This is a genomic window from Faecalibacterium sp. IP-3-29, from assembly GCF_023347335.1.
Classification (GTDB): domain Bacteria; phylum Bacillota; class Clostridia; order Oscillospirales; family Ruminococcaceae; genus Faecalibacterium; species Faecalibacterium duncaniae.
This window is the reverse complement of the sequence record NZ_CP094471.1, coordinates 2,749,424-2,767,104: the sequence shown is the minus strand read 5'-3', so window position 1 is coordinate 2,767,104 and position 17,681 is coordinate 2,749,424. Positions and strand designations below refer to the sequence as shown.

Here is a 17,681-nt window from a genome sequence, read left to right as displayed (position 1 = left end):
GCGGATTTTGTGCCGCAGGAGAAGAAGTATGTGGCGGTTATCGCCGCCTGTCCGTCAATTCATGGCAAACTGAGCAGATCCAATGAGGAGGCAAATAGCTTGTCTAAAGAAGACGTTATCGAGATCGAAGGCATCGTGCGTGAAGCCATGCCCAACGCCATCTTTAAGGTGGAAATGTTGAGCGAGGATAAGAACACCGGGAAGCTCACTCCCAGCGGGCACATCCTCTTAGCGCACATCTCCGGCAAGCTGCGGACCAATTTCATCCGTATCCTGCCCGGGGACAAGGTTACCGTAGAAATGTCGCCCTATGACTTGTCAAAGGGCCGCATCACCTGGCGCTCCAAATAAGTGCCAGGGCATCAACCAAAAGGAGGTTCAACATCATGAAGGTCAAGCCTTCCGTGAAACCCATCTGCGAAAAGTGCAAGGTCATCCGCCGCAAAGGCCGCGTGATGGTCATCTGCCAGAACCCCAAGCATAAGCAGCGCCAGGGCTAATTCGGGCGCCTGGGGGTCAAGTGCGTAGAGTCCCGGCGCAGACCCCGACACTGACATGGGATGATTTTGGAGGATACTACTATGGCACGTATTGCCGGCGTTGACCTGCCCCGCGAGAAGCGCGTTCAGGTGGGTCTCACCTACGTTTACGGTATCGGTCAGACCACTGCGAACAAGATCCTGGAAGCAACTGGCATCAACCCCGATACCCGCGTCAAGGACCTGACTCTGGAAGAAGAGGCTAAGATCCGTGACTACATCGATCAGGCTAACATCATCGTTGAGGGCGACCTGCGCCGCAACGTTGCTCTGGATATCAAGCGCCTGGTTGAGATCCAGTCCTTCCGTGGCACCCGCCATCGCAAGAATCTGCCCTGCCGCGGCCAGCGCACCAAGACCAATGCACGTACCTGCAAGGGTCCCAAGCGCACTGTCGCTAACAAGAAGAAGTAAGGAGGATTTGAGAAATGGCAAGTGCAAATAACGCCAAGAAGGGCGCAAATGTCCGCATGAAGCGGAAAGAGCGCAAGAACATTGCTGCTGGTCAGGCTCATATCCAGTCTACCTTCAACAATACTGTCGTTACCATCACCGACCTGCAGGGTAATGCAGTGTCCTGGTGCTCCTCTGGCTCCCTGAACTTCCGTGGCAGCCGTAAGAGCACCCCGTTCGCAGCCCAGTCTGCTGCCGAGACCGCAGCCAAGGTTGCAATCGAGCATGGCATGAAGACTGTTGAAGTCTACGTCAAGGGCCCCGGCGCTGGCCGTGAGTCCGCTATCCGTGCGCTGCAGGCTACCGGCCTGGAAGTCACCCTGATCAAGGACGTGACTCCCATCCCCCACAACGGCTGCCGTCCCCCGAAGCGCCGTCGTGTCTGATCGAAGGAGGAAATTGAATTATGGCAAAGAATACGCAGCCTATCGCAAAGCGTTGCAAGGCCCTGGGCATTTCTCCTGCGGTCATGGGCTATGCAAAGAAGAATACCACCCGCAACTCCAACGGCAATGTCCGCAAGAAGCAGTCTGAGTACGCATCTCAGCTGAAGGAGAAGCAGAAGGTCAAGTTTATCTACGGCGTTCTGGAGAAGCAGTTCCACAATGCTTACCTGCGTGCTGAGGCTCGCCCCGGCAAGACCGGTGAGAACCTGCTCCAGATCATGGAGTGCCGTCTGGACAACGTCGTGTTCCGCCTGGGCTTTGCTCAGACCCGCCGCGACGCTCGTCAGCTGGTGAGCCACGCTCACTTCACCGTCAATGGCAAGAAGGTCAACATTCCTTCCTACCAGGTCAAGGCCGGTGACGTGATCGAGGTCCGTGAGTCCAGCCGCTCTTCTGCTAAGTTCGCAAAGCTCGTTGGCCCCGAGGCTCCCGTTGTGGCTCTGCCTTCCTGGCTGAACCGTGAGGCCGGCACCCTGAAGGGTGTTGTGACCAAGCTCCCCGAGCGCAGCGACATCGACTACGAAGTTGCAGAGCACCTCATCGTCGAGCTGTACTCCAAGTAATCCATTAAGAAGGGGAGGCCTTCCTTCTGGATGGCGACCTTTCGCATTCTTTTTAAAAGAATTTAATAATGGGCCGATGGCAACATCGGTTTGACAAGGAGGGCATAGATATGATGGAGATTGAACGTCCCAAAATCGAAACGGCAAGCCTGTCCCCGGACGGCCGCTACGGCAGATTCGTGGCGGAGCCTCTGGAGCGTGGCTTTGGCATCACACTGGGCAACAGCCTGCGTCGTGTGCTTCTTTCCTCTCTGCCCGGTGTCGCCGTGACCAGCGTCAAGATCGACGGCGTGGTTCACGAGTTCTCCACCATTGAGGGCGTCAAGGAAGACGTTACCGAAATTGTCCTGAACCTGAAGGGTATTGCTGCAAAGCTGTACACCGACGGGCCGAAGACAGTGCGTGTTGAGGCAGTCGGCCCTTGTGAGGTTACTGCGGACAACATCAAGCAGGGCGATGATATTGAGATCCTGAACCCTGAATGGCACATTGCAACCCTGGGCGAGGGCGGCAAGCTCGTCATGGAGCTCACCTTCGATAAGGGCCGCGGTTATGTGCCTGCAGAGCGCAACAAGCAGGCCATCGTCGAGAAGAACGATATCAACACTCTTCCCGTCGATAGCATTTACACCCCCGTGCTCAAGGTGAATTATAACGTTGAGAGTACCCGCGTTGGACAGGCCATCGATTACGACAAGCTGACCATCGAGGTTTGGACGGATGGCACGATCAATGCACAGGAAGCCGTTTCTCTGGCTGCCCGTGTGCTGACCGAGCACCTGAACCTCTTCGTCAACCTGTCCGATGAGGCTGCCGGTACGGAGATCATGGTGGAGAAGACCAACGACGATAAGGAAAAGGCTCTGGAGATGACCATCGAAGAGCTGGATCTGAGCGTCCGTTCCTTCAACTGCCTGAAGCGCGCCGGTATCAACACGGTGGAGGATCTGGTCAGCAAGAGCGAGGACGAGATGATGAAAGTCCGTAACCTCGGCCGCAAGAGCCTGGAAGAAGTCATGGCAAAGCTGGACTCCCTGGGCTTTAAGCTGAACACAGACGATGAGTAACTAAAATAATAAGGAGTGAAACGGGATGCCCGGTACCAGAAAGCTCGGTAGAACCAGCGACAGCCGCAACGCTATGATGCGCGCTATGGTCACCTACCTGTTAGAGAATGGCAAGATTGAGACCACTGTCACTCGCGCTAAGGACGTTCGTTCCATGGCCGAGAAGATGATCACCCTGGGTAAGGCCAGCGACCTGCACACCAAGCGTCAGGTCTACGCCTACATCACCAAGGAAGATGTTGCAAAGAAGCTGTTTGATGAGATCAGCCCCAAGTACGCTGACCGCAACGGCGGCTACACCCGCATCATCAAGATCGGCGCTCGCCGCGGCGACGCTGCTGAGATGGCAGTTCTGGAGCTCGTCTGATCGACTCTGACTGTTCAAACAGTGTAACAAAGGCTCTTTCCCTTCGGGGAAAGGGCCTTTTTTGCATCGTGTGGGTCGGGCAGCGGGGTATTCCCAAAGCAAGTGTCCGCTGGGGTGGGACCCTGCTGCCGCAGGCAGTAGGGCGGGCGATGGAATGGCCCGTTTCACTTGCGTGGGAATGCCGCGCTGCCCGGTTGGGCGTTAGCAGCTGGGGCTTGTGATGGCGGGGCAAGAATGCTATAATTATACTGTATTTCTGCACGACTTTGCGAATTTTCCACAGAAGGGAGGGGCGGCGGTTGAAAAGACGACGGTTTCTGGTGCTGAGTGCAGGCTGCATGATGGGCCTGCTCTCGGCGTGCGGCCTTCCGATGTCGGAAAATGTGCAGGTGGAGGAGTTGCTGCGTGCCCCGCGCCTTCCGGGCGACTACGGTGCGCTGCAAAATGCCCTGAACGAGTGGCTGGGGGAGAGCGCCCAGCTGAAATACCCGATGCAGGGGGAGCTGCTCTCACCGTTCCTTTTGCAGGATCTGGATGGTGACGGCCAGCAGGATGCCGCTGTTCTTTACACCACGGCCCAGAGCTCCAACGTCTGCATTGCATTTTTGCAGAAGGATGCCGCAGGCGTGTGGCAGGTCCGCCAGAGCATCGAGGGTCTGGCGGACACAGTGGACAATGTCCGGCTGGCACAGCTGCAGGATGGTGCCGCCACCCAGCTGGTGGTGGGGTACCTCGCCGCGCAGGGCGACAGCTATCTGGCGGTGTACTCCTACGAGAACGGCACGGTCAATGCCATTCTGGAACAGTCCTATGAGCAGTATCTGGTGGAGGATATCACCGGCGGCGGCAACGAGGATCTGATCCTGATGTCCACGCTGGAGGACGGCGGGGTGCAGATCGAGCTGCTGACCGTTGACCGGGACGGGATGTTCCAGCAGGTGGCTGTTATGGGCCTTTCGGCAGATAAGTTCTCGGGCTGCGCCGCTGTGGCGGCGGGCCTGGGAGCGGACGGAAAGCGCTATCTGGTGCTGGACGGCTGGACCGGCCTCTCGGGCAACAATCTGGCCACGGTGCTGCTCTACTTCGATGAGGAAAGCCAGCAGATGCTGCCCGCCGAGCAGATCAGCACCAGTGAGCTGTACAATGCGTCCCTGCGCAATGTCTCCACGCTGGTCAGCCGGGATCTGGACGGCGACGGCATCGTGGAGATCCCCACCCAGCCTGACGAAGCGGGCCTGCTGAACCTGAGCCAGAGCCGACGAATGGATTTTATCGTCTGGATGGACTACACCAGCCCGGAGCCGGAAAAGAGCTTCGGCCTGTTGGACGAGGAGAGCAGCTGCTATATTGAGCTGCCTGCCGAGTGGGAGGGCAACCTGATGCTCACCGACAGCGCTGAGGGAGAGGAGGCCGTGGAGCTGCACACTGTGGACGAGGGCAAGCTGGTGCTGACCATGCGCCTGGTTCCTTCCAGCGAGAGCGCGGCGGGCTGGACCCGCCTGGGCGTGGTGGCATCCCGCCAGATGCAGGCCAAGTTCGGGCCGGACGTGGTGCTGAAGGATCAGAGCTATCGACTGTCCCGGTCGTTGTACCGGTTGAATTGATGATGCCGCTCAGTTTTGCAGAAGCTTACCGGATGCAGGCTGGGTGTTCTGAGGTGAAATGCTTCTCCGTGTGCTCTTGGGCAGAGGGAGAAGGCAGAAAAATATGGAGGTCTTAGATGGTCAAGGTACTTGTGGTAGAGGATGAAGCCAGCATCCGCGAGATGATCGCGCTGAACCTGCGGCTGGCGGGGATGGAGGCGGTGGAGGCCGACAGCGCCGAAGCCGCCCTGCCTCTGCTGGAGCAGAAGCCCGGCTGTGATGCTGCCATTCTGGATGTGATGCTGCCCGGCATGAATGGGTTCTCGCTCTGCGAGACCATCCGCCGCACCGACCAGAAGATCGGCATCATCATCCTGAGTGCCAAGGGGCAGGAGCAGGACAAGATCCGCGGCCTGTCCATCGGCGCGGATGACTATATGACCAAGCCCTTCAGCGTCAGTGAGCTGCTGGCCCGTGTGGAGGCCCTCTGCCGCCGGGTGGGCCGCTCGGGCGGCGGCTCCGCTGCCGACGAAAATGCCCCCACCACGCTGGTCAGCGGGGAATTTGTGCTGGATGAGAACCGCCGTGTTCTCCTCAAGGCCGGGCGGCAGATCGAGCTGACCCAGGTGGAGTTCCAGATCATGGAGCTGTTCTTCCACAACCCCGGCATCGCGCTGGTGCGGGAAAAGATCCTGAAAGGCGTGTGGGGCGAGAACTACTTCGGCGATGTGAAGATCGTGGATGTGAACATCCGCCGTCTGCGGATGAAGGTAGAGGATGAGCCCAGCCACCCCACCCACATTATGACAGTGTGGGGCTACGGCTACCGGTGGGAGGAGTAAAGAAAGACTGCGCAGTCTCGCTGTGCTCGACAGCTCTCCCAATGGGAGAGCCAGGATTACTGACAGAAAGGAGGAAAAGCAATGCGCAGTGGTATTACCCACCGCTGGCTGCGGGGAAGCCTGTTCCTGACGGTGCTGCTGGTGCTGCTGGTGGAAAGCATGTTTGTGTACAACTTCGGCCGCAGCTACTACAACAGCGTCCAGCAGACCATGATGCGGCGTTTTTCCTCCATCAACGGTCAGCTGAAAATGTACACCGGCGACACGGCCCAGAAGACCGCGGCCAACCGCAGTGTGGCCCTGCGCCGGATGGTGGAGCAGTTTGCGGATAAAGACAAATATGAGTTCATGCTGCTGGACGGTTACGGCGGCGTGATCGCCTCCTCCAGCGGCACAGGTGCGGACGGCATCGTGGTGCAGGACGATTTTAACAAGGCGCAGGATGCACCGGACGGCGTGGGTGTGGCCATCTACCGCACCGCCAGCGGGGAAACGGTCATGGCTGTGTGCAGTCTGGTGCCCTATGCGGCCGAGGACGTGGCTGCCATGCGCCTTGTCACCAGCCTGACGCTGGTGCAGGCGCAGCTGAAGAGCGTTTTCATCATCAGCCTGATCGTGGTGGCGGCCATTCTGGGCTTTACAGTGGCCTCCGGCCTGTACTTTGTGCGGGGCATCGTGGTGCCGCTGGGGCAGGTGGAGCGGATCGCCGCCAGCATCGCCCGGGGAGAACTGGATGTCCGCCTGCCTGTGACCGGTGACGAGCGGGACGAGGTGGACCGCCTGCGCGGCACCATCAATCAGATGGCCGAGGGACTGGAAGAGACGGAGAAGATGAAGAACGAATTCATCAGCTCGGTCTCCCATGAGCTGCGCACGCCGCTCACCTCCATCCGGGGCTGGGTGGAGACCCTGCGCACCCTGGATGATCCCACCGATGAGAACTACCGCAAGGGGCTGGAGATCATCAACAACGAGACCGCCCGCCTGTACAACATGGTGGAGGAGCTGCTGGATTTCAGCCGCCTGCAGAATGGCCGCCTGAAAATGGAGTGCCGCCCCCTGGACCTTGTGGCCGAGCTGACGGACGCTGTCCTTTTCTGTGAAGCGCGCATCCAGCGGGAGGGGCTTCTGCTGGCCTATGCGGAGCCGGAGGAGATGATCCCGGTCTACGCCGACCCCGACCGCCTGCGGCAGGTGTTCATCAACATTCTGGACAATGCCATCAAGTATTCGGCCCCCGGCGGACGCATCACGGTCAAGATCTGGCAGGGTGAGTACAAAGCCTTCATCGAGATCATCGATCAGGGCCGCGGCATCCCGCCGGAGGATCTGGAAAACGTCAAGACCAAGTTTTACAAGGGCAGCAACTCGGTGCGGGGCAGCGGCATCGGCCTTGCGCTGGTGGATTCCATTATGACCGCACTGGACGGCACCATGGACCTCAAGAGCACGCTGGGCCGGGGCACAGTGGTCACCCTGGGCCTGCCGATCTACAAACGATAAGAGATTGTCCATATTTATCTGGTAAGATAGAGGGGCAGTTTTTACGATAGAGAGGGGCCGCAGCGCCCCATAGGAGAGCCGATGAATCAACCGAACAAGGAACGCTTCAAGACGAGTGTGGGCGGGCAGGCCCTGATGGAGGGCATTATGATGCGGGGCCCGAAAAACATCTGCTGTGCTGTCCGCAAGCCCGATGGCACCATTGAGACCAAGGTCGAGCCTACCCCCACCCACGGCGTGTGGACGAAGATCCCGCTGGTGCGGGGAGCCATCTCGATGATCGAAAGCCTGATTATGGGGTACAAGTACATGATGTACTCGGCACAGGTGAGCATGGGGGACGACTACGACCCCGCCGAAGAGGAGACCGCCTTTGAAAAATGGGTGGGCGACCATCTGGGCAAAAAGGCCGAAGATATCATGCTGGCGGCAGCTGCCGTGATCGGCGGGCTGTTTGCCATCCTACTCTTCACCGTTCTGCCCACGGTGCTGGTGGGCGGCCTGAACCATCTGGTGCCGCTGGGCCGCTGGGTCAAGGTGGTGCTGGAAGCGGTGCTCAAGGTCGCCATCTTCCTGACCTACATGGCCGCCATCTCCCGGATGAAGGAGATCCACCGGGTGTTCGAGTACCACGGAGCCGAGCACAAGACCATTGCCTGCTACGAGGCCGGAGACCCCCTCACGGTGGAGAATGTCCGCAAATATACCCGCTTCCACCCCCGGTGCGGCACCAGCTTTTTGATCCTGGTGGTCATCGTCAGCGTGTTCCTGTACAGCGTGCTGCCCTGGTCCAGCACCAGCCTGCGGGTGGTGTTCAAGCTGCTGCTCCTGCCGCTGGTCATGGGCATCAGCTACGAGCTGCTCAAGTGGTGCGGCCGGTCGGACAACATTGCGACCCGCATCATCCGGCAGCCCGGTATCTGGGTGCAGCATCTGACCGTGTTTGAGCCGGACGACAGCATGATCGAGGTGGCCATTGCCGCCGTCACGCCGGTCCTGCCCGAGGACCCGGAGGACGGCAGATGGTAACCGCAGGGATGCTGCCCCGGGCAGCAGTCCGGGAGGTGGAGGCACGCCTGCGCGCCGCAGGCTGCCTCGACGCGGATTTTGACGCGGCCGAGCTCTTCCGGCTGGCAGCGGGCGGGGATGTCCGCCTTGCCGATGCTCCGCTGGGCGCAGAGCAGGCAGAGCGGCTGGAATCCCTGACGGCCCGCCGCGCGTCCCGGGAGCCTTTGCAGTACCTTTGCGGCAGCTGGCCCTTCCTTGACTTTGAGCTGGCTGTCGGCCCCGGCGTGCTCTGCCCCCGGGCCGATACTGAGGTGGTGGCCGAAGCCGCCGCCGGAATGCTGGCTGGGGTGGAGGCACCCCGGGTGCTCGACCTCTGTGCCGGCACGGGCTGTTTGGGGCTGGGTGTGAAGCGCTTCTGCCCGGCGGCACAGGTCACTAGTCTGGAGAAGAGCCCTGCGGCATACCGCTATCTGGAGCAGAACGCCCATCTCTCCCCGGCACTGACCATCACCCCGGTGCAGGGAGATCTGTTCACCTACTGGCAGACCCTGCCGGAGAGGCAGCTGGACCTTATTGTGTCGAACCCGCCCTACCTGACCGCCGCCGAGATGGGCGCGCTGCAGCCCGAGGTGGCGCAGGAGCCTGCCATGGCGCTGGAAGCAGGGGAGGATGGGCTGGTATTTTACCGCGCCATTGCGGAACACTACCTGCAAGCCCTGCGTCCCGGCGGTGCCCTTGCCCTGGAGATCGGCTGGCAGCAGCGGGAGGCCGTGACGGCCCTGCTTGCCGCCAACGGGTGGACGGATATCGTGTGCAGAAAAGACTTTGGCGGCAATGACCGCTGTGTGATGGCGAGAAAACAATAAAAATATCTACAACTTCCTGTTGTAATATCTGTAAAATGTGTTATACTAGTACCGAAAGAATTGGAATGCCCGCGCCTGCGTTTGGCCGCACCGCGCCGGGAACAGATGACAAAGGAGCATGACACTATGGCAAAAAATCAGAACAACAACGTTGCCCCGGCGACCCAGAAGACCGATCCCGGTGCCAAGAAGGATGCGCTGGCCACGGCACTGGCCCAGATCGAAAAGCAGTTTGGCAAGGGCGCTGTGATGAAGCTGGGCGATAACGCCGCCATGCAGGTGGATGCCATCTCGACCGGCAGCATCGGCCTGGATCTGGCACTGGGCGTGGGCGGCGTGCCCCGGGGCCGCATCATTGAGGTGTACGGCCCCGAATCCAGTGGTAAGACCACACTGGCCCTGCATGTTCTGGCCGAAGCCCAGAAGAAGGGCGGCGATGTTGCCTTCATCGACGTGGAGCACGCGCTGGACCCTGTGTATGCCGAGGCGCTGGGTGTGGACATCAACAACCTGCTGGTCAGCCAGCCCGATACCGGTGAGCAGGCCATGGAGATCTGCGAGGCGCTGGTGCGCTCCGGTGCCATTGATGCCATCGTTGTGGACTCTGTTGCCGCCATGGTGCCCCGCGCCGAGATCGAGGGCGAGATGGGCGACAGCCATGTGGGCCTGCAGGCCCGCCTGATGAGCCAGGCCATGCGCAAGCTGACCAGCGTCATCGGCAAGACCAACACCGTCTGCATCTTCATCAACCAGCTGCGTGAAAAGGTCGGCGTGGTCTACGGCAACCCCGAGGTCACCACCGGCGGCCGCGCCCTGAAGTATTATTCCTCTGTCCGCATCGATATCCGCCGCGTGGAGGGCCTGAAGGATTCTTCCGGCCAGTTCATCGGCAACCACACCCGCGCAAAAATCGTCAAGAACAAGGTGGCTCCTCCGTTCCGTGAGGCGGAGTTCGACATCATGTTCGGCGAGGGCATCTCCAAGATGAGTGAGCTCATCGATCTGGGTGTCAAGCTGGGCATCGTTCAGAAGAGCGGTGCATGGTTCAACTACGGCGATATCCGCCTGGGTCAGGGCCGCGACAATGCCAAGCAATTCCTGCGCGATAACCCCGAGATCGCCAACGATATCGAGGGTCAGGTGCGCGCCAATGCCGACAAGCTCTATGCCACCCGCCGCCCGGGGGGCAAGGCTGCTGCCGCCCCTGCAGAGGGGGAACCGGCGGCTCCTGCCACAGCAAAGGAGCCGGTGGTCAAGGCTCCCGCCCGCAGCAGCGAGAGTGAGCTGGATATCATGGTGGAAGAGTAAATGGCCTTTTACAGCCGTGGCCGCCGCCCGCTGGCCGAAGAGGAAAAATCTACCGATGCCGCCAAGGCCCGCACCCGGGCCATGGAGCTGCTGGCCGGGCAGGAGCTTTCCTCGGGCCAGCTGTATGAGCGGCTGAACCGCCGCTATACCCAGCAGACCAGTGCCGCCGTGGTGGCAGAGATGGTGCAGCGGGAGTATATCAACGATGCCCGCTATGCCGAGACCCGTGCCCACGCCCTGCTGGCGGCAAAAAAGAGCCGCCGCGCCGCTGCCCAGAATCTGCGGCAGAAGGGCCTGGCCGCAGGCGAGATCCAGCAGGCGCTGGATGCTGTTTACACCCCCGATGTTTCCGGCGAGGACCCGGAGCTGGAAGCCGCCGCCGCTCTGGTGGAAGGGCATTACCGCAAAAAGCTGGAAGCGGGCCGCAGGGATCTGGTCATTGCGGCCCTGCAGCGGCGGGGATTTTCGTATTCCGTCATTAAGGAAGCCATTCGGCGAATCGAAGAGGAATAAGTGATCCTTGGTACAACCTCTCCGTCATTGCTTCGCAATGCCACCTCTCCTAGTAGGAGAGGCCTTGGCAGTCAGGGAAAGTTTCCGATTTTGCCAAGGGCTCCCCTACTAGGGGAGCTGTCGAGCGAATGCGAGACTGAGAGGTTGTACAGAGGAGAAGTGAACCAAAGAAAGAGAGTATCCCTTTTTATGAAAATTGCATGTATTTCCCTTGGCTGCCCCAAGAACCAGGTTGATCTGGACGTGATGGTGCACATCCTGCTTTCGGCTGGTCACGAGACGGTGGCCGACCTGGGTGAAGCCGATGTTATTCTGGTCAACACCTGCGGCTTTATCGAGAGCGCCAAGACCGAGGCCATTGAGAACATTCTGGAGGCCTGCGCCTACAAGCAGCAGAACCCGGAGCTGAAGGTCATCGTCACCGGCTGCCTGGCCGAGCGTTACCGCAGCCAGATCGAGGAGGAGATCCCCGAGGTGGATGCTGTGGTGGGCTGTGCCTCCAACAAGGCCATTGACACCATCGTGGCCCGCCTGTTCCAGGGCGAGAACCATCTGGAAAGCTACGGTGCCAAAAAGGACTTCCCGCTGGGCGGCAAGCGCGTCATCGGCACGCCTGCCCACTATGCGTACTTAAAGATCGCAGAGGGCTGCAACAACCGCTGCCACTACTGCGCCATCCCGGGCATCCGCGGCCCGCTGCACAGCCGCGATTTGGCCGACTGCGTGGCCGAGGCCCGCTGGCTGGCCGGTGAGGGCGTGAAGGAGCTGATCGTGGTGGCCCAGGACCCCACCGCCTATGGCGAGGACTGGGGCAAGCCCGGCAGCATCTGTGAGCTGCTGGACAAGCTGAACAAGGTGCCGGGCCTTGAGTGGATCCGCATCATGTACGCCTACCCGGAGCGTATCACCGATGACTTTATTGCCGCCATGAAGCGGAACGAGAAGGTGGTGCCTTACCTCGACCTGCCCATCCAGCACTGCAACGATACCATCCTCAAAAACATGAACCGCCGCTCCAACCGCGCAGAGCTGCTGGAGGTCATCGGCAAGCTGCGCCGGGAGATCCCCGGCATCACCCTGCGCACCACCCTGATCGCAGGCTTCCCCGGCGAGACCGAGGAGCAGTTTGAAGACCTGTGCAACTTCGTCAAGGAGGTCAGGTTTGACCGTCTGGGCTGCTTTGCCTATTCTGCCGAGGAGAATACCGTGGCCGCAAAGATGGACGGCCAGATCGATCAGGAGACCAAGGACCGGCGCGCAGAGCTGGTGATGCAGATCCAGACCGGCATCATGGCCCAGAAACAGGCCGAAAAGGTGGGCCAGACCGTCCGTGTGCTCTGTGACGGCATCGACGAGGAGAGCGGCCTGTACCTCTGCCGCACCACCGGCGATGCCCCCGAGGTGGACGGCAATGTCTGCGTTTCCAGCGAGGAGCCGCTCTATCCCGGCCAGTTCTATGATGTGCTGGTGGAGGATAGCGACCTTTACGATCTGTACGGCACGGTTGCAAAATAACAAATTGGAGGAATCTATATGAATCTGCCCAATAAGCTCACCCTGACCCGCATCATTCTGGTGCCGGTGTTCATGGTCTTCGTTTCCCTGACCCAGATCGGAACGGAAGATTTCAATCCCACCTGGTATCTGGTGGCAGGCATCATCTTTGCCGCGGCCAGTTTTACCGATTTTCTGGACGGCCATCTGGCCCGCAAGTGGAACATGGTCACCGACTTTGGAAAGTTTGCCGACCCGCTGGCCGACAAACTGCTGACCACCGTGGCCTTCATTTACATGCTGCGGGACGGAGTTTGCAGCCCGGTGGTGCTCTGCATCATCCTGGCCCGTGAGTTTGCCGTGTCCGGTCTGCGGATGGTGGCCGCCGGTGCCAAGGACGGCAAGGTGATCGCCGCCAACATGTGGGGCAAGGTCAAGACTGTACTGCAGATGCTCACCATCATCTTCTACTACTTCGGCACCGCATTGACCTGGGGCAATTTCATTATGATAGGCGCTGACTGCGTGTTCCTCTCTTACTGGCTGTGCTGGCTGGTGGCCATTGCCACCGCCATCTCCGGCATCAAGTACCTGTGGGACAACCGCAGCTTCATCAATACCGCAAAATGATCAAGAAGATCGCCATTCTCTGTTCCATTTTCCTGAACCTCTGCATCGTGCGGTGGGAGCCGGTGGCCATCCGGATGACCTGGGAAGCGGTGGGCAGCCAGACCTTCACCTTTTACACCGAGAACTCCAATGTCTTTGCGTTCTTTGTCTGCCTGCTGGTGGCGGTGTGTCAGGTGATCTGCCTGTTCACGGGGCGGCAGCTGCCCCGCTGGGTCAAGACGCTCAAGTACATTGCCACCTGCTGCCTGACCATGACCTTCCTGACCGTGGTGTTCGTGCTGGGGCCCTACTGTGCCGACCAGGGCGGCGTGGTGTTCCTGCTGACCGAGAGCTCCATGCTCTACCACCACCTGCTCAACCCGCTGTGTGCCTTTGTCTCCTTTGTCCTGCTGGAACGGGAGCCAAAGCTGCCTGCGCGGTGCGTTCCGCTGGCGCTGGTTCCCACCATGCTCTATGGCTCTGTGGCCCTCTGGGCCAATTACCAGCGGCTCATCACCGGGCCTTACCCGTTCCTGCTGGTCTATCAGCAGACCACCCGGCAGACAGTGCTGTGGTGCGCGGCCATCCTGGCCATGAACCTGCTCTACGCCTGGCTTGTCTGGTGGCTGGGCGGGAATCGCCGCAAAAAGAGAAATGTGGGCTTGCTTTTCAGAAGCTGAGATGCAAAAAAGGCTCTCTGCCGGTTTTGGCAGAGAGCCTTTTCTCGTGTTTTGCTTACAGCAGGGGGATCCCAGCCTTTGCGCAGGCCGTGCGGGTGGCTTCGTCCCAGACGCTTGCCTGTACTTCGCCGATGTGGGCGCTGCCCAGCAGCAGCATGCACAGACGGCTCTGGCCGATGCCGCCGCCGATGGTGTAGGGCAGCTCGCCGCTCAGCACTGCCTTGTGGAAAGGCAGGGTGCGGCGGTCGTCACAGCCTGCCATGGTCAGCTGCCGGTCCATGCTCTCGGGGCTGACGCGGATACCCATGCTGCTCAACTCGTAGCTGCACTGCAGGGGCTCGTTCCAGAACAGCAGGTCACCGTTCAGGTCCCAGTCGTCGTAGTCGGGGGCGCGGCCGTCGTGGGGCTTGCCGCTCTTCAGGGGAGCACCGATCTTCATCAGGAAGGTGGTGCCGTTTTCCTTTACAAAGGCGTTCTCGCGCTCCTTCGGGGTCAGGTCAGGGTACTTGTCCTCCAGCTCCTGGGTGGTGATAAAGGTCACGTTGGGGGTGTGAAGGGGCAGATCCTGCAGCTGGGGGAACATGGCGTGCAGGTTCATCTCGGTGGCGCAGACGGCCGACACGATGGAGCGCACCACATTCTTCAGGTAGGTCTCGCTGCGGTCCTCCTCGCGGATGACCTTCTCCCAGTCCCACTGGTCCACATAGACGGAGTGGAGGTTGTCCAGCTCCTCGTCCCGGCGGATGGCGTTCATGTCGCAGTACAGGCCCTTGCCCACGCGGAAGCCGTAGTCCTTCAGGGCCTTGCGCTTCCACTTTGCCAGTGACTGCACCACCTGTGCCTCAATGCCGCTGTCCCGGATGTCAAAGGTGACCTTGCGTTCCACGCCGTTCAGGTCGTCGTTCAGGCCGGTGGAAGCCTCCAGAAACAGCGGAGCCGACACGCGGTAGAGGTTCAGCGTGGCACACAGGGTGTCAGCGAACAGCCGCTTCACGGTGCCGATGGCACGCTGGGTGTCGTACAGGTTCAGCGCGGGTGTGTAGTTCTGCGGGATCATCGTTTTGCTCATAACAGTTTACCCCTCTCTTTCCGTTCTCCGCCGCCGAATTGCGGCACCGGAACGGCTTTCCCTTTAATACAGTAAATTATGGCACAATTTCAGAGCGTTGTAAAGGGGAGAACGCAAAGCCGGTGCAATTCGGGAGCTTACGCCTCTGCCACGGCCTCAATCTCGCACAGGACACCCTTGGGCAGATCCTTGACAGCAACGCAGCTGCGGGCGGGCTTGGAGGTGAAGTACTTTGCGTAGACCTCGTTGAAGGCGGCAAAATCGGCAATATCGGCCAGGAAGCAGGTGGTCTTGATGACCTTGTCGTAGCCGGAACCGGCGGCTTCCAGGATCGCACCCACGTTCTTGCAGCTCTGCTCGGTCTGGGCGGCGATGCCCTCGGGCACAGTGCCGTCCGCAGGGTTCACAGGGATCTGGCCGGAGGTGTAGACGAAACCGCCTGCGATGAAGCCCTGGGAGTAGGGGCCGATCGCGCCGGGAGCCTTTTCAGTAGCGATGACTTTCATGGAAAATACCTTCCTTCTGTGTGTTTGATGGAGCTTTTCTCCTTAGGGAGAAAAATTCTGCTGCTTGAAGTCTACACCATGGGGCGGGATGTGTCAATCCGGGAGGGATTTTTTGCCCGCGCGGCCTTTACAAGCAGGCAAAAAGGCGGTATCCTTAATCTATTGATACACCACCCTTCAGGAGGAACCCATGGATATCCGCCAGCTGCACTATTTTCTGGTTTTGTGCGAAGAAATGAACTACACCCGCGCGTCACAGCGGCTGTTTCTGTCGCGGCAGGCCCTGCGGCAGAGCATCACGGCGCTGGAAGCCGAGCTCTGCGGCCCGCTGTTCGTCAGCGCCCACCACAAGCTTTCGCTCACCGAGCGGGGGCTGAGTCTGCAGCGCCATGCGGCCCCGGTGGTGGAGCAGTTCCAGCAGATGCAGGCGGCCCTCCATGCGGAGATCCAGTCGGCCCAGCCGGTGCGCATCGGCATCAGTGTCTCGCTGGTGCCGGACTACCTGCCCGGGCTGGAGACCCAGCTGGACAAGTTCCGCCAGCAGTACCCCCACATTGAGATGCGGTTCCGCCTGCTGGAAAACGATGCCGTGGCCGATGGTGTGGAGCAGGGCGAGCTGGACGCGGGCCTTGTGATGGATCTGGGCACGGCGGCTCCGGTGCTGGCCCGCACCACCCTGCGGGCCGACCCGGCCTGCCTGCTGGTGCCGCGCGGCCATCCCTTCTGGGAGAAAGAGCGGGTGCCGCTTTCGGCCCTGCGGGGCCAGCGGGTGCTGCTGCCCAGCCTGCGGCAGGATCTGTTCAGCCCCCTGTGGGATGCCTGCGCCCGGGAGGGCTTTGCGCCCAACGCGGAGATCGGCCCCAGCTTCTATCAGGCGTATTATCTGGTTCAGGAGCAGCTCTGCACCTGCCTGACCCGCTACGAGCCGGGGGCACGGCGGGAGCTGGACCGGGTGCGTGACGTGCTGCTGGAAGATCTGCCGCCCCTCTGTGTCTCGATGGTGCAGCGGCGAGACCACAACTCGGCCTATCTTGACCTGCTGCGGGGCTACCTGATGGAGGTCATCGGGGGAGCGGCATCCCTGCCGCCCCGGCGGGGCCGCCCGGCAAAGCCCTTCTACAACTTCCCGGTGCTGTCCAGCGCCGCCCCCAAGGCGGCACCGCAGCACCCGGCTCCGGGCACCCAGCTGCCCTTTGCGGGTGGGAACAACTTCCGGGAGCTGGGCGGCTACGAGGCCGACGAGGGTAAGCATGTCAAGTGGGGGCAGATCTACCGCGGCATTCCCACCGGACTGCTGACCGGGGCGGCTGACCGTAAGCTGCTGGACAGCCTGGGCCTGCGGCTCATCCTCGATCTGCGCAGCGAGTCCGAGGCAGCGGAGCAGCCTGACTATGTGCCCGATGGCGCGCGGCTGGTGCGCATCTGCGGGCTTTGCCACCCGGACGGAAGCGAGATCTCCTTTTCTCCCGGGGACATTGAAAAGCTGCTCAAAGGCAAGAAGGATGAGGAACATAACCTCGCCGATGCCATGTATGAGCAGATGCTCTTCCGCAATAAGGCCTACAAGGAGCTGTTCCGGGCGCTGGAGGCGGGCGAAACGCCGATCCTGTTCCACTGCTCCGGCGGGAAAGACCGCACCGGCGTGGCGGCCATCCTCATCCTGCTGGCGCTGGGGGCTTCCGATGAAACGATCTGTCAGGATTTTGTCCGCACCAATGTCTGCCGCCGCCCGGAGCTGGAAAAGATCTGGGCCGCCCATGCCGAAGAGATCGAGGCGCATCCCGAACAGAAGCAGTTCTATCAGGGCATTGCCGGTGTCCACCCGGAGTCTGCCCCCTTTGTGTTGGACACCATCCGCAAAGAGTATGGCACCACCGATGCCTATCTTGAAGCCGAATACGGCCTGACCCCCGCCCGTCTGATGCGGCTGCGGCGGATGTATCTGGAATAATGGCTGTTTTTTTAGAAAATTCCTTTCACTTTACTTGACATTGTACCAAATGTTTCGTAATATAAGAAGTAGTATGGAATCCATGACGCTGCGTGCAGGGATCTTCCACAACCAAAGTTCAATGGGGCTTCATCTGCCCGTTTTTATATGAAAACCTTGTAGATAAAAAAGCTGCATCAGGCCGCAGGGGCAAACATGCCCTTTTTGTGCGGTGCTGTTGTCTGTTTTGTTGTTGAGAGCTTGATTTTGTATTGTTGACCCACGCCTTGCGCGGCAGCGTCTCCAGATTTTAGTTAATTTTGAACTTTAATTGT

20 protein-coding genes are annotated in these 17,681 nt (G+C 60.3%); 18 read left to right on the top strand and 2 right to left on the bottom strand.

The annotated features are described in order from the left end of the window. The first annotated feature begins 99 nt into the window (after window positions 1-99). The 17 genes from infA to MTP40_RS13105 all read left to right on the top strand — a co-directional run bounded on the left by infA (window position 100) and on the right by MTP40_RS13105 (window position 13,841). On the top strand, window positions 100-351 hold the full coding sequence (infA, locus tag MTP40_RS13185) for a translation initiation factor IF-1 (protein ID WP_005937979.1): 252 nt from the start codon (window positions 100-102) through the stop codon (window positions 349-351). A 35-nt stretch (window positions 352-386) separates the two neighbouring features. Beyond that, on the top strand, window positions 387-500 hold the full coding sequence (gene rpmJ / locus MTP40_RS13180) for a 50S ribosomal protein L36 (RefSeq protein WP_005921832.1): 114 nt from the start codon (window positions 387-389) through the stop codon (window positions 498-500). An 81-nt stretch (window positions 501-581) separates the two neighbouring features. Continuing rightward, on the top strand, window positions 582-953 hold the full coding sequence (gene rpsM, locus MTP40_RS13175) for a 30S ribosomal protein S13 (protein WP_005937976.1): 372 nt from the start codon (window positions 582-584) through the stop codon (window positions 951-953). A 14-nt stretch (window positions 954-967) separates the two neighbouring features. Further along, window positions 968-1,378, top strand: coding sequence for a 30S ribosomal protein S11 (rpsK, locus tag MTP40_RS13170; RefSeq protein ID WP_005934894.1), 411 nt, complete (start codon window positions 968-970; stop codon window positions 1,376-1,378). Between the two features lie 20 nt (window positions 1,379-1,398). Beyond that, window positions 1,399-2,001, top strand: a complete 603-nt coding sequence (gene rpsD, locus MTP40_RS13165; RefSeq protein WP_005934893.1) for a 30S ribosomal protein S4 — start codon at window positions 1,399-1,401, stop codon at window positions 1,999-2,001. Window positions 2,002-2,111: 110 nt separating this feature from the next. Continuing rightward, a complete protein-coding gene (locus tag MTP40_RS13160) occupies window positions 2,112-3,068 on the top strand; it encodes a DNA-directed RNA polymerase subunit alpha (RefSeq protein ID WP_035394747.1) in 957 nt (318 codons plus the stop codon). Between the two features lie 25 nt (window positions 3,069-3,093). Further along, window positions 3,094-3,435: a 50S ribosomal protein L17 gene (rplQ, locus tag MTP40_RS13155; protein WP_005934891.1), complete on the top strand. Its 342-nt coding sequence runs from the start codon at window positions 3,094-3,096 to the stop codon at window positions 3,433-3,435. A gap of 299 nt (window positions 3,436-3,734) precedes the next feature. Continuing rightward, entirely contained in the window at window positions 3,735-5,039 is a 1,305-nt protein-coding gene (locus MTP40_RS13150) for a hypothetical protein (RefSeq protein WP_227611058.1), read from the top strand. Between the two features lie 116 nt (window positions 5,040-5,155). After that, a complete protein-coding gene (locus tag MTP40_RS13145; RefSeq protein WP_005934889.1) occupies window positions 5,156-5,860 on the top strand; it encodes a response regulator transcription factor in 705 nt (234 codons plus the stop codon). Between the two features lie 81 nt (window positions 5,861-5,941). Next, complete coding sequence (locus MTP40_RS13140; RefSeq protein WP_215665442.1) at window positions 5,942-7,363, top strand: sensor histidine kinase; 1,422 nt, start codon at window positions 5,942-5,944, stop codon at window positions 7,361-7,363. An 81-nt stretch (window positions 7,364-7,444) separates the two neighbouring features. Then, window positions 7,445-8,392 carry a DUF1385 domain-containing protein gene (locus tag MTP40_RS13135; RefSeq protein WP_249257482.1) on the top strand — a complete coding sequence of 316 codons (948 nt, stop codon included), beginning with the start codon at window positions 7,445-7,447 and terminating at the stop codon, window positions 8,390-8,392. Continuing rightward, window positions 8,386-9,237 carry a peptide chain release factor N(5)-glutamine methyltransferase gene (prmC, locus tag MTP40_RS13130; protein WP_249259514.1) on the top strand — a complete coding sequence of 284 codons (852 nt, stop codon included), beginning with the start codon at window positions 8,386-8,388 and terminating at the stop codon, window positions 9,235-9,237. Before MTP40_RS13135 ends, prmC begins: the two co-directional genes overlap by 7 nt. Before the next feature lie 126 nt (window positions 9,238-9,363). Further along, a complete protein-coding gene (recA, locus tag MTP40_RS13125; RefSeq protein ID WP_082210798.1) occupies window positions 9,364-10,545 on the top strand; it encodes a recombinase RecA in 1,182 nt (393 codons plus the stop codon). Then, window positions 10,546-11,058: a regulatory protein RecX gene (locus MTP40_RS13120; RefSeq protein WP_207697579.1), complete on the top strand. Its 513-nt coding sequence runs from the start codon at window positions 10,546-10,548 to the stop codon at window positions 11,056-11,058. Window positions 11,059-11,247: 189 nt separating this feature from the next. Continuing rightward, a complete protein-coding gene (gene rimO / locus MTP40_RS13115) occupies window positions 11,248-12,573 on the top strand; it encodes a 30S ribosomal protein S12 methylthiotransferase RimO (RefSeq protein WP_186851252.1) in 1,326 nt (441 codons plus the stop codon). Window positions 12,574-12,591: 18 nt separating this feature from the next. Then, the gene (pgsA, locus tag MTP40_RS13110; RefSeq protein WP_156067059.1) at window positions 12,592-13,182 is read left to right on the top strand and encodes a CDP-diacylglycerol--glycerol-3-phosphate 3-phosphatidyltransferase; all 591 of its coding nucleotides are present in this window, start codon (window positions 12,592-12,594) and stop codon (window positions 13,180-13,182) included. After that, on the top strand, window positions 13,179-13,841 hold the full coding sequence (locus MTP40_RS13105) for a hypothetical protein (protein WP_207684665.1): 663 nt from the start codon (window positions 13,179-13,181) through the stop codon (window positions 13,839-13,841). Before pgsA ends, MTP40_RS13105 begins: the two co-directional genes overlap by 4 nt. Before the next feature lie 55 nt (window positions 13,842-13,896). Here MTP40_RS13105 and asnA read toward each other — a convergent pair whose 3' ends face one another. Beyond that, window positions 13,897-14,910 (bottom strand): aspartate--ammonia ligase, encoded by a 1,014-nt coding sequence (asnA, locus tag MTP40_RS13100; protein WP_207684666.1) that lies wholly within the window; start codon window positions 14,908-14,910, stop codon window positions 13,897-13,899. 137 nt (window positions 14,911-15,047) lie between these two features. After that, the gene (locus tag MTP40_RS13095; protein WP_097773256.1) at window positions 15,048-15,416 is read right to left on the bottom strand and encodes a RidA family protein; all 369 of its coding nucleotides are present in this window, start codon (window positions 15,414-15,416) and stop codon (window positions 15,048-15,050) included. Between the two features lie 190 nt (window positions 15,417-15,606). Between MTP40_RS13095 and MTP40_RS13090 the strand changes: the two genes are divergently transcribed. Further along, window positions 15,607-17,367: a tyrosine-protein phosphatase gene (locus MTP40_RS13090; protein ID WP_249259513.1), complete on the top strand. Its 1,761-nt coding sequence runs from the start codon at window positions 15,607-15,609 to the stop codon at window positions 17,365-17,367. Window positions 17,368-17,681 lie beyond the last annotated feature (314 nt).

Coding starts and splice junctions, on each gene's coding strand:
- rimO (WP_186851252.1), top strand. CDS start 11,248: ATGAAAATTGCATGTATTTCCCTTGGCTGCCCCAAGAACCAGGTTGAT.
- rpsM (WP_005937976.1), top strand. CDS start 582: ATGGCACGTATTGCCGGCGTTGACCTGCCCCGCGAGAAGCGCGTTCAG.
- rpmJ (WP_005921832.1), top strand. CDS start 387: ATGAAGGTCAAGCCTTCCGTGAAACCCATCTGCGAAAAGTGCAAGGTC.
- rpsK (WP_005934894.1), top strand. CDS start 968: ATGGCAAGTGCAAATAACGCCAAGAAGGGCGCAAATGTCCGCATGAAG.
- MTP40_RS13145 (WP_005934889.1), top strand. CDS start 5,156: ATGGTCAAGGTACTTGTGGTAGAGGATGAAGCCAGCATCCGCGAGATG.
- rplQ (WP_005934891.1), top strand. CDS start 3,094: ATGCCCGGTACCAGAAAGCTCGGTAGAACCAGCGACAGCCGCAACGCT.
- MTP40_RS13095 (WP_097773256.1), bottom strand. CDS start 15,416: ATGAAAGTCATCGCTACTGAAAAGGCTCCCGGCGCGATCGGCCCCTAC.
- MTP40_RS13135 (WP_249257482.1), top strand. CDS start 7,445: ATGAATCAACCGAACAAGGAACGCTTCAAGACGAGTGTGGGCGGGCAG.
- MTP40_RS13160 (WP_035394747.1), top strand. CDS start 2,112: ATGATGGAGATTGAACGTCCCAAAATCGAAACGGCAAGCCTGTCCCCG.
- MTP40_RS13090 (WP_249259513.1), top strand. CDS start 15,607: ATGGATATCCGCCAGCTGCACTATTTTCTGGTTTTGTGCGAAGAAATG.
- asnA (WP_207684666.1), bottom strand. CDS start 14,910: ATGAGCAAAACGATGATCCCGCAGAACTACACACCCGCGCTGAACCTG.
- MTP40_RS13105 (WP_207684665.1), top strand. CDS start 13,179: ATGATCAAGAAGATCGCCATTCTCTGTTCCATTTTCCTGAACCTCTGC.
- rpsD (WP_005934893.1), top strand. CDS start 1,399: ATGGCAAAGAATACGCAGCCTATCGCAAAGCGTTGCAAGGCCCTGGGC.
- MTP40_RS13120 (WP_207697579.1), top strand. CDS start 10,546: ATGGCCTTTTACAGCCGTGGCCGCCGCCCGCTGGCCGAAGAGGAAAAA.
- recA (WP_082210798.1), top strand. CDS start 9,364: ATGGCAAAAAATCAGAACAACAACGTTGCCCCGGCGACCCAGAAGACC.
- prmC (WP_249259514.1), top strand. CDS start 8,386: ATGGTAACCGCAGGGATGCTGCCCCGGGCAGCAGTCCGGGAGGTGGAG.
- pgsA (WP_156067059.1), top strand. CDS start 12,592: ATGAATCTGCCCAATAAGCTCACCCTGACCCGCATCATTCTGGTGCCG.
- MTP40_RS13140 (WP_215665442.1), top strand. CDS start 5,942: ATGCGCAGTGGTATTACCCACCGCTGGCTGCGGGGAAGCCTGTTCCTG.